This is a genomic window from Kaistia dalseonensis (assembly GCF_030814715.1).
Taxonomy (GTDB): domain Bacteria; phylum Pseudomonadota; class Alphaproteobacteria; order Rhizobiales; family Kaistiaceae; genus Kaistia; species Kaistia dalseonensis.
Genome location: NZ_JAUSVO010000001.1, coordinates 481,880 through 495,626 on the forward strand (window position 1 = coordinate 481,880; position 13,747 = coordinate 495,626).

A 13,747-nucleotide genomic window follows, 5' to 3' on the forward strand; every position below is an offset into this window, starting at 1 on the left:
GCACATCGTCCATCCGGCCGCCGTCGTGATCAGAGCGCCTGCGCGGCGGCGAGCACCTCGGCAACATGGCCGGCGACCTTCACCTTTTGCCAGACCCGCGCGATCGTGCCGTCGGCGTCGATGAGATAGGTGGTGCGGACGACGCCCATGTATTTCTTGCCATACATGGATTTCTCCTGCCACACGCCATAGGCCTCGAGCATGGCCTTGTCGACGTCGGCCGCGAGGTCGATCGTCAGCGCGTGCTTCTTCTTGAACTTGTCGTGCGAGGCGACCGAATCGGGCGAGACACCTATGACGATGGCGCCCGCGGCCTCGAAGGCGGCCTTGCGCGCGGAGAAATCGATGGCCTCGGTCGTGCAGCCGGACGTGTCGTCCTTCGGGTAGAAATAGAGCACGACTTTCTTGCCCTTCAGATCGGCAAGGCCAACATTGCCGCCACCATCCCTCGGAAGCAGGAAATCCGGTGCCTTCGAGCCCGCTTCGAGCACGGCCATCCGCGCCTTCCTTTCGTCGTGTTTGTCTGGCTTCAAGAACATAATTAACGAAGAATTTTCAAGAGGGGCTTGGCGAGGCCGGCGATTCCGGGTCCTATCGCCGTCGGTCGGATCGAACCGAGGCGCCACGCGAGGAGACGGCCGATCAATCCATACCGCCCATGCCTTTGGTCGGACGCAAGGGGTGTTGACGGCTGACGATGCGCCTTAACGAGTATCCATCGGCGCGTGCCCACCGCCCGCTTTACGACAAACCGCCGCGTCGCACACCGATTTGGTTGCGCATGACGCTGCGCATGTTTGGCGTGGTGGCGCTGTTTGCGCTCGTGGCTTTCGGCGCGCTCGTCATGATCGTCGCCTCGGGCCCGATCCAGCTGAACGCGCTCAGGGACCGTGTCGTGGCGGCGATGAGCGAGCGGCTCGGGCCGGGCTATGTCGTGCGTGTCGGCGGCGCCTCGATCGATGTCGATCCGGTGCTCGGCCTGATCGCACAGATCGACGAGATCACGGTACGCGACAGCGACAGGACCGTGGTGGCGCGCGTGCCGGCGATCCGACTCGCCATCGATCCGCTCTCGCTCGCCCGGCTTCGTGTCGATGTCCGCACCATCGAAGTGTCCGAACCCGAAATCTCGCTCGTGCGCGATCGCAGCGGCAGCATCTATCTCGGCACCTCGGAAACGCTGCGCCGGCCGCCTGCGCCGATCGAGGCGGCCGCCACACCCTCCGCCCCACCGGCTGACACCAAGCCGGTCGGCCCCGATGGTGGCTTCCCGGATCTCCTGACGGCGCTGCATACGCTCGACGGCGGATTGGAGCCCTTGATCGAGCTGGCGCTCGAGCGGAATTTCGAGCGCCTGTCGATCGACGCCGCCACGATCCGTGTCTGGGACGCAGCCCGGCTGCAGCAGCGTGTCTTCGCCCATTCGGACCTGGCCATCAATGTCGACCCCAGGACGGAGGCGCTGAAGGCGAGCTTCAACACCTCGGGCTATATGGGGCGCTGGGGCCTGCTGGCGGAGCGCACGGTCGACGAGCAGACGCGCGGCCGCACGCTGACGCTGGCCTTCTCGCAGCTGACGCTGGCCGACCTCAATCCCAATTTCGGCGATCCGGCGAGCCTGCTCTCCTCCGACGTTCCCGTCTTCGGCCGCGCCACGGTGCGCTTCGGCGAGAAGGGCGATGTCGAGGACGCCACGATGCGGATCGATCTCGGCGCCGGCAACATCATTTCGGGCTTCAGCCGCGATACGGTGCTGCTCGACGAAGCCACGATCCGCCTGCACTGGGACATGGCGAAGCGCGCGGTGATCATCGAGCCGTCCTCGTTCTTCTTCGGCGATACGCGCGGCGTGGTGACGGGGGTGGTCAAGCCGATCACCGATATCGCCGATGGCCGCTATTCCTTCTCGCTCGAAAGCCAGAATTCGATCCTCGCGGCCCGCGACGCCAACGCCCCGCCGATCGTCGCCGACCGGATCGCGCTCGCCGGCACGGCCGATTTCCCCGGCAAGCGGATCGACTTCACCGATGCCGTGCTGACCTCGCAGGCGGGCTCCATCGCGGCTGCCGGCACGCTCGGCCTCGAGGGTCCGACGCCCTCGCTCGCCATGGCGGCCTCGTTCACGCCGATGTCGATCTCGACCTTCAAGCAGATGTGGCCGCCCTTCCTGGCCGGGCCGGCGCGCAAATGGGTCATGGACCATGTGACCGATGGACGGATCGAGGCCGGCCGTTTCGAGGCCTCTATCCCCGGCGGCGTGCTGTGGACCGGCGAGCGGGTCCAGATGCCGGAAGATTACATGCGGCTCGATGCGCGCCTCGCCGGCGTCTCCTTCACGACGGTCGGCACCATTCCCCCGATCATCAATGCCAGCGGCAACGCCGTTCTCGCCGGCTCGACGTTCGGCATCGACATGGATGGTGGCCAGGTCATCACGCCCTCGGGCAAGACGGTCCAGGTGACGGCGGGCGCATTCGCGGTCGGCAATACCGCCCAGGTCATCGCCGAGGGGCAGGTCGAATTGCAGCTCGAAGGCGATATCGGGGCGCTGGCCGAGATCGGCAATGCCGATCCGATCTTCGCCCTGCGCGACCGCTCGATCGATCCGGCCGATCTGTCGGGCAAGGGCCGCGCCAGCCTTTCGATCAAGATCCCGATGAAGCCGGGTCTGTTGCCCGACGATGTCGACTGGCGTCTCAGCCTGATCACGACCGATTTCGCGAGCAGCGCGCCGATCGACGGCCGGATGATCAAGAAGGGCATGTTCGACATCAAGGCGGACCAGGACCAGCTCACCATCAACGGCAAGGCCACCATCAACGGCGTGCCGGCCTCGATCAATCTGGTCCAGCCGCTCGGCGACCATGATGGCGACGGCGAGACGGAGGCGGGAAGCCGCAAGGTCAGCCTGAGCCTCGACGCGAGGGCGCGCCAGCAACTCGGCATCGGCCTCGACAATGTGCTGGGCGGTACCGTCGGCGCGGCGATCAGCGACCTGCCGGACGGCAAGAAAGGCCAGCATTACGAACTCGACCTGAAGCAGGCGCGGCTGACGCTGCCGGCGGTCGGATGGTCGAAGGGCATCGGCGTTCCGGCCAAGCTCGCCTTCGACCTGCTGCAGCACGATGGCGGCTTCTCGATCGACAATATGGTGGCGAGCGGCGACGGTTTCGGGCTCAAGGGCAGCGCCGAGCTGGACGGCAAATATGGCCTCGTCTCCGCCGATCTCGAGCATCTGGCGCTCAGGAAGGGCGACGACGTCTCGGTCAAGCTGGCGCGCAAGGGCAATGGCTATGCGATCACCGCGCGCGGCTCGTCCTTCGACGTGCGCGGGCTGATCGCGCAATACAAGTCCGGCAATACCAGCAGCACCGACGGCGCGGCCGATCTCTCCATCGACGCCAAGATCGACACGCTGATCGGTTTCAACCAGGCGACGCTGAGCGGTTCCAGCATCCTGGTCCGGACGCAGTCCGGCACGGTGCAGAAGGCGACGCTGGACGGGATCCTGCCGCAGGGCGGCGTCTCGATGAACTATAGCGACACCGGTAACGCCGCCGAATTGTCGCTGACCTCGGCCGATACGGGCGGGCTCTTCCGCTTCGTCGATCTCTACCGGCGGATCATGGGCGGCGATCTCTCGCTCACCGGCAAGCGCGATGGTCCGTCGAGCCCGTTCGTCGGCGTATTCGACGTGACGCAATTCGCGATCGTCGGCGAGGAATCGATGCGCCGCCTCGTCTCGGCCACCAACGGGACGGGCGAGGGCGCGACGCCCACCGGCGTCAATCCCGACAATGTGCCCTTCGGGCGCATGCGGCTCGATTATACGAAGCGCGGGCCGATCATCGTGATCGAGGATGCCGTGCTGCGCGGCGCTTCGGTCGGCTCCACCTTCAGCGGCACCATCGACCTCGCCAAGCAGTTCGTGTCGCTGGCCGGCACCTATCTGCCGGCCTACGCCTTCAACAACCTGTTCGGCCGCCTGCCGCTGATCGGCCTCGCGCTCGGCGGCGGCAGCAAGGGGGGGCTATTCGGCGTGACCTTCAAGGTCGAGGGCCCGGCGACCGGGCCCAGCCTGACCGTGAACCCGCTCTCGCTGATCACGCCCGGCATCTTCCGCAAGATCTTCGAGTTCCCGGTGAACTGAAGGCGGACCGGGCGTCGCGTCAGCTCGGGCGGACGAGGACGTGCTTCTTGCGGCCGAGCGAGAGCTTGACCACGCCCTCGGGCGTCAGCAGGGCAGGGCCGATCAGCAGCTTCTCGTCGGTCACGGCCGCGTCGTTGACGCGGAGGCCGCCGCCCTTGATCTGGCGTCGCGCCTCGCCGTTCGAGGCGACGAGGCCGCTCTGAACGAAGAGCGACAACACGCCGATGCCCTCCAGGAATTCCGACGCCGCGATCTCGATCGTCGGCAGGCTCTCAGCCAGAGCGCCTTCCTCGAAGGTGCGGCGCGCGGTCTCGGCCGATTCCTCGGCGGCGGCGCGGCCATGGAGGAGGGCGGTCGCCTCGGTCGCGAGGATCTTCTTCGCCTCATTGATCTCCGAGCCGCCGAGCCTTTCCAGCCGCGCGATCTCATCCATCGGCAGCGTGGTGAAGCGCTTCAGGAAGCGGATGACGTCGGCATCCTCGGTATTGCGCCAGTACTGCCAGAAGTCATAGGGGCTGAACATGTCGGCGTTGAGCCAGACCGCGCCCTGCGCCGTCTTGCCCATCTTGGCGCCGGAGGCGGTCGTGAGCAGCGGCGTCGTCAGCGCATGAAGCTGGTGCGTGCCCATGCGGCGGCCGAGATCGACGCCGTTGACGATGTTGCCCCACTGATCCGAGCCGCCCATCTGCAGGTTGCAGCCGGTGCGGCGGGCGAGCTCGGCATAGTCATAGGACTGGCAGACCATGTAGTTGAACTCGATGAAGCTCATTTCCTGCTCGCGCTCGAGCCGGAGTTTGACCGAATCCATGGTCAGCATGCGGTTGACCGAGAAATGGCGGCCAACCTCGCGCAGCATCTCGATATAGCCGAGCTTCAAGAGCCAGTCGGCATTGTCGACCATGATCGCGTCCGTCGGCCCGTCGCCGAAGGTGAGCACCTTGGAGAACACGCCCTTGATGCTGGCCTTGTTGGCCTCGATCTCCTCGACCGTGCGCATCGGGCGGGATTCGTCCTTGCCCGAGGGGTCGCCGACCATGGTGGTGCCGCCGCCCATCAGTGTGATCGGCTTGTTGCCGCTCTGCTGCAGCCAGTAGAGCAGCATCATGGTCAGGAAGTTGCCGATATGGAGCGAGGGCGCCGTGCAGTCATAGCCGACATAGCCGATCGCCTTCCCCTGCGCGGCGAGCGCGTCGAGGCTCTCGAAATCCGAGCATTGGTGGATGAAGCCACGCTCGTTCAGGGTGTTCAGGAAATCGGACTTGTAGGCGGTCATGGCGGAAAAGGTCCTTGGACGGCGATTTGGCACGCTGTTTAGCAGCCGGGACGGCAAATTCCATCCCGGTTCGATGTCGAAGCGGCGGCGTTCTTCAGCCGTTCGCGGCCAGTAGCTGCGGGTCGAGGCTGCGCGAGGCGATCACCGCGCGCCGTCCGGACACGGCTTCGGCCAACCGCTCCAGCACCGCGACCGAGCTCTCCCAGTCGATGCAGCCATCGGTGATGCTCTGCCCGTAGACGAGCGGCTTGCCGGGCACGAGGTCCTGGCGCCCCGCGACGAGATTGCTTTCCACCATGACGCCCATGATCCGGTCGTCGCCGGCCTCGAGCTGGCGGGCAATGTCGTCCACGACGAGCGGCTGGTTCTCCGGCTTCTTCGACGAATTGGCATGGCTCGCATCGATCATGATGCTGGGATTGAGCCCGGCCTTCGCGACTTCCCGCGACGCCGCATCGACGCTCGCCGCGTCATAGTTCGGCGCCTTGCCGCCGCGCAGGATGATGTGGCAATCGCCATTGCCGGCCGTCGCGGCGATCGCCGAGCGGCCGTTCTTGGTCACGGCCAGGAAATGATGCGGCTGCGAGGCCGAGAGCACCGCGTCGACCGCGATCTTCACATTGCCGTCGGTGCCGTTCTTGAAGCCGACCGGGCAGGAGAGGCCCGAGGCGAGTTCGCGATGAACCTGGCTTTCCGTCGTCCGCGCGCCGATCGCGCCCCAGCCGACGAGGTCGGCGAAATATTGCGGGGTCGTCATGTCGAGGAACTCGCAGCCCGCTGGCAGGCCGAGATCGTTGATCTCGAGCAGCAGCTTGCGCGCGAGGCGCAGGCCCTTGTTGATGTCGAACGAGCCGTCGAGGTCCGGGTCGTTGATCAGGCCCTTCCAGCCGACCGTCGTGCGCGGCTTCTCGAAATAGACGCGCATCACGATCTCGAGCCGGTCGCCGAGCCGCTCGCGCAGCGGCACCAGCCGCTTGGCGTATTCGATCGCCGCGGCGGGATCGTGGATCGAGCAGGGGCCGATGATGACGACGAGGCGGTCATCGGTGCCCTGGAGGATGTCGTGAATGGCGCCGCGCGCCCTGGTCACGGTCGCGCTCGCCGCATCGGTGCGGACGAATTCGGCCATGATCTCGGCGGGCGTGCTCAATTCATGGATTTCGAGGATGCGGAGGTCGTCTGTTGTATCAGGCACGGTCGGGTTCCTTGGGGTTGGCCCTCCCGGCGGCATAAAAAAAGCCGCCAAGGAGCTTGGCGGCTGTCGGGATGATCTTGCTCGGTTTTTCTTTAAGTCGAGCGCGCCCCTACCTCCGCCAAAGGCATCGGATAGCCATAAAACCAAAAGTAATACGGGGCGGAAGCACGGATCATGAGCCGCATATAGATCAGGCCGCGGCGTTTGTCACGTCCCGCGTGCAATGCTCGTCATGGGCCGGCCGGCCATGGTGCAGCGGCGACACAGTCTGGTCCTCCCCCGTGAAAACCGCTATCCCGGCTTTCGGCGTCCTGCCCTGAGGGCGCGCAGAGCGGGAGCCGGGGACGAGCGATGCGCATGATGATCGTCGCGGGGCTGATGAGCGGCACGTCGATGGACGGCGTCGACGGCGCCCTGATCGCGACCGATGGCGAGGAGGTCGAGGCCTTCGGCCCGACGACGTTCCGGCCCTATTCCGACGACGAGCGCGCGGTCCTGCGCGCGGCACTGGCGCGCGCGACGACGCTCGACGATCGGGCGGCGCGGCCGGACGTCCTCGCGGAGGCCGAGCGCATCATCACCGATGCTCATGCCGAGGCGGTCGAGGCGCTGCTGGCGCGGGCCGATGTCGATGCCGGCCGCGTCGGGCTGGTGGGCTTCCACGGCCAGACCGTGTTTCATGCGCCGGCGCGGCGACTGACGATCCAGATCGGTGACGGCGCCGCGCTCGCGAGGCGCCTCGGCATTCCGGTCGTCTATGATTTTCGCGCCGCCGACGTCGCATCGGGCGGGCAGGGGGCGCCCTTCGTTCCCGTGTTCCATCGCGCGCTGGTGCGGGCGGCCGGCCTCGCGGGCAATGTCGCCGTGGTCAATATAGGCGGCGTCGGCAATGTGACGCGCATCGGCGCCGACGGTTCGGTCGTCGCCTTCGATACCGGGCCGGGCAATGCGCTGATCGACGATCTCGTCCATGAGCGCACCGGCGCGGCGATGGACCGGGACGGGGCGCTATCGAGCGCCGGCACGGTGCAGCTCCAGAGCCTCGCCGAACTCATGGACGATCCCTGGTTCAGCCTGCCGCCGCCGAAATCGCTCGATCGCGACGCCTTCTCGCGCCGGCCTGTCGCGCGCCTGTCGACGGCGGATGCGGCTGCGACGCTCGCCGCCTTCACGGCCGAATCGATTGCGCGCGCCGTCGCGCTCGCCGGTGGCGCCGATCGCATCATCGTCTGCGGCGGCGGTGCCCATAATCCGGCCATTCTCCGCCTGCTCGCCAAGGCGAGCGCGGCCGAGGTCTCCACGGCCGACGATCTGGGCTGGTCGGGCGATTTCATGGAGGCGCAGGCCTTCGCCTATCTGGCGGCCCGCAGCCTCGCCGGCCTGCCGCTCAGTTTCCCCGAGACGACGGGCGTGCCGTATCCGATGCCGGGCGGCGTGCTCGAGCGGCCGTGAGCGTGTCCGCACGGGTCCTCTGGCGATTCGCTTACGCCTCGATCATGATCATCGCGACGGGGGACGTCTGCTGAGGAGAGACATATGCCACCGAGGATCATGAAGCTGTTGTTGGCGTTGCTGGTCGGCGTGTTCGTTAATGCGGTCGAACCCGCATCGGCGGTTGCCAAGGGCCCGAAGGTCGCGCCACGCGATCCGCAGGTGATCCTGCTCCGGGGCCTCGCCAATGTCTTTTCCTACGGCATGGACGACCTGTCGAAGCAGCTTCGCGCCGCGGGAATCGACAGCAAGGTCTATAATCACGCGCAATGGCCCGTGATCGCGCAGGAGATCGCGGAGGCCTATCGCGCCAGCCCGAAGCGCACGAGGCCCATCATCCTGATCGGCCATTCGCTCGGCGCGAACGCCGTTCTGATCATGGCGAAGCAGTTGAGCGAGTCGGGCATCCCGGTCGATCTGGTCGTCACATTCGATCCGACGCGCTCCGGCCCGGTCACCGGCGCGGTCCGGCGATACCTCAACCTCTACCAGTCAAACAATGGTTGGGGCGAACCATTGGATGTACCGGTCAACAGCAAGCGCGTCGTCAATTCGGATGTTCGCCACCGCAATGACGTCAAAGGCTCGATCGGCCACACGAATATTGAAAAGAACCAGACGCTCCATCAGGAGGTTGTCGATGAAATCGTCAAGCTCGTCGGAGTCAAGTCTGCGAAATCGTGACGTTGCCGTTTCGTGAGTTGGTTTAGCATCAGTAAAATCGGCAGTTATCGCGCATGTATTGTTCGCGGAAATTATGGTTACCAAAACGTTGTGCCGATAACAGCGCCGTGAGTGTTCTGGGGTAGCGGTCGGGGGTGTGATGCGATTCAGCCACACCTTGTCAAGAACAGTCGGGCCCCGTCTGGAAGGCCTTGCACGTTGAACCCGATCGCGTAGATTTCACTCAGGTCACTATTCGGGGATGGGCGACCCATATTTGAGTTCAATGGGAGAATCTCATGAAGAATTTCTTGCTTGCCGGCGCTGCGGTTCTGGCTATGACGGGCGCCGCTTCCGCTGCTGATCTGACGGTTGAGCCGGCTCCGGTCGCTCCGATCGTCAGCCCGGTCTTCGATTGGTCCGGCTTCTACGTCGGCGTTCATGGCGGCGGCGGCTGGGGCAGCTTCGGCACCTCGCTCGCGAACAGCTTCTTCGACGACGCCTCGGGCGCCTTCGGCGGTGCGCAGATCGGCTACAACTATCAGACCGGTCCGCTCGTTCTCGGCGTCCAGACCGATATGGCTTTTGCCAACATCAATTCGACCGGCAGCCTGTTCCTGCCGAACGACACCGAGGCCAAGCTGAAGTGGCTCGGCATGACGACCCTGCGCGCCGGCTATGCGGCTGACACCTGGCTGTTCTACGGCAAGGGCGGCGTGGCTTATGGCGAGCTCGAGGCGGGCATCAGCTGGCTGAACGCCAGCGCGAGCAGCTGGCAGGTTGGCTGGACCTTGGGTGCTGGCGTCGAGAAGGCGTTCACCAAGAACATCACCGGCTTCCTGGAGTATGACTACGTCGATCTCGGCAGCAACAGCATCAACACTTCGCTCGGCAACAGCGACGTGGACTTCACGACCAGCCTGGTCAAGGTCGGCCTGAACTACAAGTTCTGATTGCTGCTCCCATCTGGACGGAAAAGGCCTCGCCTCGTGCGAGGCCTTTTTTTGCTGCGTGCCGAGCGTCGCGGCCGTTTTCTGGCGTCTTGGCGGCCAGAGCGTTTCCGAGCGAAGTGGAATGCGGTTCGCGTGGAGGAAACGCGACCAACCAAAGAGCTGGAGCTATCCATCGATTCAAAGAAACGATGGATAGCTCCAGAACGGCAAACTATCGCCGGAATCATGGCGCCCTATGCAGGGGCGGTCGTTCGGAACCGCCCTGATCTTCGAAGGAATCGCGTCTGATGATCGAGAGCATGAACCTCGCCATTCTGGTAGGTTCATTGCTGATTGCGGTTGCGGTCTTCACCTCCCTCTTCTCGACGCGATTCGGCGCGCCGTTGCTGCTCGTCTTCCTGATTCTCGGCCTGATCGCGGGCGAGGACGGGCTCGGAATCCGGTTCGACAATGGCCGCGTCGCCTATTTCATCGGCTCGATCGCGCTTGCCATCATCCTGTTCGAGAGCGGATTCGAGACAAAGCTCTCCTCATTCCGAACGGCGGCCCTTCCCGCGCTGACGCTTGCGACGGCCGGCGTGCTGATCACGGCCGGCATTGTCGGGCTGTCGGCCTGGCTGTTCTTCCGCTGGACATGGGTGCAGTCCTTCCTGCTCGGCACCATCGTTGCCTCGACCGATGCGGCGGCGGTGTTCTTCCTGCTGCGGGTCGGCGGCATCTCGCTACGTGATCGCGTGCGATCATCGCTCGAGGTCGAATCGGGCTCCAACGACCCGATGGCGATTTTCCTGACCATCGCGCTGGTCGGCGTCGCGTCGGCTGCGAGCGTGTCGGCCGAAAGCGAGGCGGTGCTCAGCCTCGTGCGCTCCTTCTTCATCCAGATCGGTCTCGGCACGATCTTCGGCCTCGTCGGCGGCTATGTGATCGTGCGGATCGTCAACCGCGTCGAGCTGGAGCCGGCTCTCTATCCGATCGTCGTGCTCGCCATGGCGCTCGCGCTCTTCGCGGCGACCGGCATGCTGCAGGCGAGCGGCTTTCTCGCCGTCTATGTGGCGGGCCTGATCTGCGGCAACGCGCATCTGAAGCAGATCCTGGCGCTTCGACGCTTCCTGCAGGGCATGAGCTGGCTGGCGCAGATCGCGATGTTCCTGACGCTCGGTCTGCTCGCAACGCCGACCGCGTTTGGCGACGTGCTGGTTCCCGCGCTCCTGACCGCCTTTGTGCTCATCTTCCTGGCACGGCCGATCGCTGTCTGGCTCTGCCTCGCCCCGTTCGGCTTCTCGCGTAACGAGACGGCCTTCGTCGCCTGGGTCGGCCTGCGTGGGGCGGTCTCGATCCTGCTCGCGATCCTGCCCATGATCGGCGGGGTCCCGCACGGGCAGGCGATGTTCAACGTGGCTTTCATCGTCGTGCTCTGCTCGCTGGTGCTGCAGGGCTGGACGATCGGTCCCGTCGCGCGCTGGCTGCGCCTCGTCGTGCCAGCGCGTTATGGCCCGGTCGATCGCATCGAGCTCGAACTGCCGGGCAAGGGCGACCATGAGGTCGTTGCTTATCGTGTCGGCGCCGAGAGCGCCGTCGGGCGGGGCCGCCGCATCCCGCGCTGGGCCCGTCCGTCACTGATCCTGCGCCATGGCCGCTCGCTGCGCTATGAGACGGCCGGGCCGCTCGAAATCGGCGATCAGGTCTATATCGTGACGGCGACGGAGAATGTGCGCCTGCTCGACCAGCTCTTTGCCCGACCGGCCGAATCGGCCGACGATTCGGCGCTGTTCGGCGATTTCGTGCTGGCGCCGAATGCGCGCATGGCGGATCTCGCCGCGGTCTATGGCTTCGTGCTGCCGCGCGAGGCCGAGACGCAGACGGCGGCTGGCCTGCTCAAATCGGCGCTCGACGGCAATATCGAGGAGGGCGACCGCGTCGCCTGCGGCCCGGTCGATCTGATCGTGCGGCGTCTCAATGATGATGACGAGGTGGCCGAGGTCGGCCTCGCGCTTGAGCGCCGCGAAGGACCCCGCAAGCTGCCCTTGTTCCAGAACCGGCGCGAGATCATGGAATATCTGCGCGAGCGCCGCATTCGCAAGACCGCAGCCCGCGCCGCCGCCCTGGCCGCGGCCGTCACGACCCTGCCGGTCGAGGATGAGGGCGAGGGACAGAAAGGCCGTTAAGGCGTTTCAAGCTGACCGCTATGCGCGTGCCGCTCTGCGGAAATGAACGGCGAGCAGCGCCATGGCGAGCGGGAACGTCACCAGCCAGAGCGCGCCGATCGCGATCAGCGCGGGATAGGCTGTCTGCAGGATGAGGAACGGCGCGATGAGCCCGTTCGCAATGAAAACGACGGCGAGCGGCCGGTTCTCTGTCACGGCGCCGGCGGCGAAGAGCGTGGCGAGGCTCATCAGCGTATAACCGAGCAGGTCGACCGCCGTCAGGGGATTGCCGGTCGCGCAGCACGAGAACAGCCGGGCTATGTCCGAGCCGCCAGCGAGCTTGGCCGGAATGACCGCGGCGAGCTGGATCACATAGACGATGCTGACCAGCACCGCATAATGGAGCGCGAGCACGAGCCCGGCGAGGCTCCAGATCCGTCGCTCCGGCCGCGTCGCCTCATAGAGCGCCGCCGAAGCGAGCACGAAGCTCGGCGCCAGAGCGAGCGAGGGCAGGAAGATCAGGATCTCGTCGAGCGGAAAGGTGAGCCAGCCCACGACTTGCAGAATCTGCGGCACGCCATAGGCGAGCGCGAAGAACATCGCCGCGATGGAAGCCCAGAAGCCGAACCGTGCCGTCATGCCCAACATCCCCTTTTTCGCGAGGATCGGACAAAACGCAACGTTCGCCTTGATCTCGCGCAAGTTGAATCCCTGCCGGTGAGCCGCCACGCGATCCGCTGCGCCCGGGCGATCACGCGGCTTCGGTCGTCGCCTTGATGCACTTGTGCCTCCAGCCCCCGCATGGGATGTCGTCAACAAGGGCGGCTGGCGGCGAAGTCCCGCCGTCCTCATGGTTGTATCAAAGGGGCGGCCCGGCATGGGTCTGAGGGTGTGTCATGCTCAACCGGCTGTTGCGGCATCCCGTTCGGATCGTTCTGGCGACGATTGTGCTGCTCTTCCTGCTCTATGAGGCCAGCGTCACGTTCTTCGCCTATTCGGGCGATGCCTATGTCACCGGCGACGTGGTCGTGCTTTCCGCGCAGGTCGCCGGGCCGATCGCCGGCCTCTCCGTCGCCGATAATGCCGTCGTGGCGGCGGGCGACCCGCTCTTTGCGATCCATCCGACACCCTACCAGCTGGCGGTTCAGCAGGCCGAAGCGACCCTGGCGCAGGCCAAGGCGGATCTCGCCGTCGTCAATGACGATGTGGCGGCAGCAGAGGCGTCACTCCGCTCGGCAAGCGCCGTCGACCAGGATGCGCAGGCGGCGCTCCGTCGCTCCAGGAATCTGTCGCAGGATGGCGAGGCGACCGATGCGAGCCTCGACAATGCCGTCCGCGATGCGGCGAAATCGAGCGCCGGCGTCCTGATCGCGCAGGCGAACCTGACCGCCTCCAGCAGTCGTGTCGCCGCCGCCATTGCGGCGATCGCGACCAGCGAAGCCGCGCTCGCCAAGGCGCGATACGACCTGTCCAAGACTGCGATCGCGGCGCCGGTTCCGGGACGCGTGGCGCCTTTCAGGGCGCGCAAGGGCGATTATCTGCAGGTCGGTTCCGAGGTGATGGCCGTCGTGACCGACTCGAACCGGCGCATCATCGCCAATGTCGCCGAACGGCATCTGTCGCATATCCGGCCCGGGCAAAAGGTGTGGGTGACGCTCGGCTCCGATCCCTGGTCGATCCACGATGCGCATGTCGTCAGCGTCGGTGCCGGCGTCGCGCGCCAGCCGGGTGCCCAGAATGTCGTGCCCTATATTGCGCCGACGACCGATTGGGTCCGCATTCCGCAGCGCTTTCCAGTCGAGATCGCGCTCGACGACTGGCCTGCGACGCTGCCCTATCACCTCGGCGCCGATGCGCGCGTGCTGATCCGGTTCTGAT

Annotated in this window: 10 protein-coding genes; 6 read left to right on the forward strand and 4 right to left on the reverse strand. The window is 65.7% G+C overall.

Going from position 1 to position 13,747, the window contains the following annotated elements; genetic code table 11:
* Positions 1 to 29: 29 nt before the first annotated feature.
* Positions 30 to 497 carry a peroxiredoxin gene (locus tag QO014_RS02175; RefSeq protein ID WP_266347003.1) on the reverse strand — a complete coding sequence of 156 codons (468 nt, stop codon included), beginning with the start codon at positions 495 to 497 and terminating at the stop codon, positions 30 to 32.
* Positions 498 to 781: 284 nt separating this feature from the next.
* Between QO014_RS02175 and QO014_RS02180 the strand changes: the two genes are divergently transcribed.
* A complete protein-coding gene (locus tag QO014_RS02180; protein ID WP_266347004.1) occupies positions 782 to 4,150 on the forward strand; it encodes a DUF3971 domain-containing protein in 3,369 nt (1,122 codons plus the stop codon).
* A 19-nt stretch (positions 4,151 to 4,169) separates the two neighbouring features.
* Here the strand turns inward: QO014_RS02180 and tyrS are convergent, their stop codons facing one another.
* Both tyrS and QO014_RS02190 read right to left on the reverse strand, forming a co-directional pair.
* The gene (tyrS, locus tag QO014_RS02185; protein WP_266347005.1) at positions 4,170 to 5,423 is read right to left on the reverse strand and encodes a tyrosine--tRNA ligase; all 1,254 of its coding nucleotides are present in this window, start codon (positions 5,421 to 5,423) and stop codon (positions 4,170 to 4,172) included.
* 94 nt (positions 5,424 to 5,517) lie between these two features.
* Positions 5,518 to 6,618 (reverse strand): 3-deoxy-7-phosphoheptulonate synthase, encoded by a 1,101-nt coding sequence (locus QO014_RS02190; protein WP_266347006.1) that lies wholly within the window; start codon positions 6,616 to 6,618, stop codon positions 5,518 to 5,520.
* Positions 6,619 to 6,975: 357 nt separating this feature from the next.
* Between QO014_RS02190 and QO014_RS02195 the strand changes: the two genes are divergently transcribed.
* From QO014_RS02195 to QO014_RS02210, 4 genes are all read left to right on the forward strand, one after another.
* A complete protein-coding gene (locus tag QO014_RS02195; protein ID WP_266347007.1) occupies positions 6,976 to 8,070 on the forward strand; it encodes an anhydro-N-acetylmuramic acid kinase in 1,095 nt (364 codons plus the stop codon).
* Positions 8,071 to 8,154: 84 nt separating this feature from the next.
* Positions 8,155 to 8,793, forward strand: coding sequence for a thioesterase domain-containing protein (locus tag QO014_RS02200; RefSeq protein WP_266347008.1), 639 nt, complete (start codon positions 8,155 to 8,157; stop codon positions 8,791 to 8,793).
* A 278-nt stretch (positions 8,794 to 9,071) separates the two neighbouring features.
* The gene (locus tag QO014_RS02205; protein ID WP_266347009.1) at positions 9,072 to 9,725 is read left to right on the forward strand and encodes an outer membrane protein; all 654 of its coding nucleotides are present in this window, start codon (positions 9,072 to 9,074) and stop codon (positions 9,723 to 9,725) included.
* 287 nt (positions 9,726 to 10,012) lie between these two features.
* Positions 10,013 to 11,890: a potassium/proton antiporter gene (locus tag QO014_RS02210; RefSeq protein ID WP_266347010.1), complete on the forward strand. Its 1,878-nt coding sequence runs from the start codon at positions 10,013 to 10,015 to the stop codon at positions 11,888 to 11,890.
* An 18-nt stretch (positions 11,891 to 11,908) separates the two neighbouring features.
* Here QO014_RS02210 and QO014_RS02215 read toward each other — a convergent pair whose 3' ends face one another.
* Complete coding sequence (locus tag QO014_RS02215; protein WP_266347011.1) at positions 11,909 to 12,508, reverse strand: hypothetical protein; 600 nt, start codon at positions 12,506 to 12,508, stop codon at positions 11,909 to 11,911.
* A 257-nt stretch (positions 12,509 to 12,765) separates the two neighbouring features.
* Between QO014_RS02215 and QO014_RS02220 the strand changes: the two genes are divergently transcribed.
* A complete protein-coding gene (locus QO014_RS02220) occupies positions 12,766 to 13,746 on the forward strand; it encodes an HlyD family secretion protein (protein WP_266347012.1) in 981 nt (326 codons plus the stop codon).
* The last annotated feature ends 1 nt before the right edge of the window (position 13,747 follow it).

Coding starts and splice junctions, on each gene's coding strand:
- QO014_RS02210 (WP_266347010.1), top strand. CDS start 10,013: ATGATCGAGAGCATGAACCTCGCCATTCTGGTAGGTTCATTGCTGATT.
- QO014_RS02215 (WP_266347011.1), bottom strand. CDS start 12,508: ATGACGGCACGGTTCGGCTTCTGGGCTTCCATCGCGGCGATGTTCTTC.
- QO014_RS02175 (WP_266347003.1), bottom strand. CDS start 497: ATGGCCGTGCTCGAAGCGGGCTCGAAGGCACCGGATTTCCTGCTTCCG.
- QO014_RS02195 (WP_266347007.1), top strand. CDS start 6,976: ATGATGATCGTCGCGGGGCTGATGAGCGGCACGTCGATGGACGGCGTC.
- QO014_RS02180 (WP_266347004.1), top strand. CDS start 782: ATGACGCTGCGCATGTTTGGCGTGGTGGCGCTGTTTGCGCTCGTGGCT.
- tyrS (WP_266347005.1), bottom strand. CDS start 5,423: ATGACCGCCTACAAGTCCGATTTCCTGAACACCCTGAACGAGCGTGGC.
- QO014_RS02200 (WP_266347008.1), top strand. CDS start 8,155: ATGCCACCGAGGATCATGAAGCTGTTGTTGGCGTTGCTGGTCGGCGTG.
- QO014_RS02220 (WP_266347012.1), top strand. CDS start 12,766: ATGCTCAACCGGCTGTTGCGGCATCCCGTTCGGATCGTTCTGGCGACG.
- QO014_RS02205 (WP_266347009.1), top strand. CDS start 9,072: ATGAAGAATTTCTTGCTTGCCGGCGCTGCGGTTCTGGCTATGACGGGC.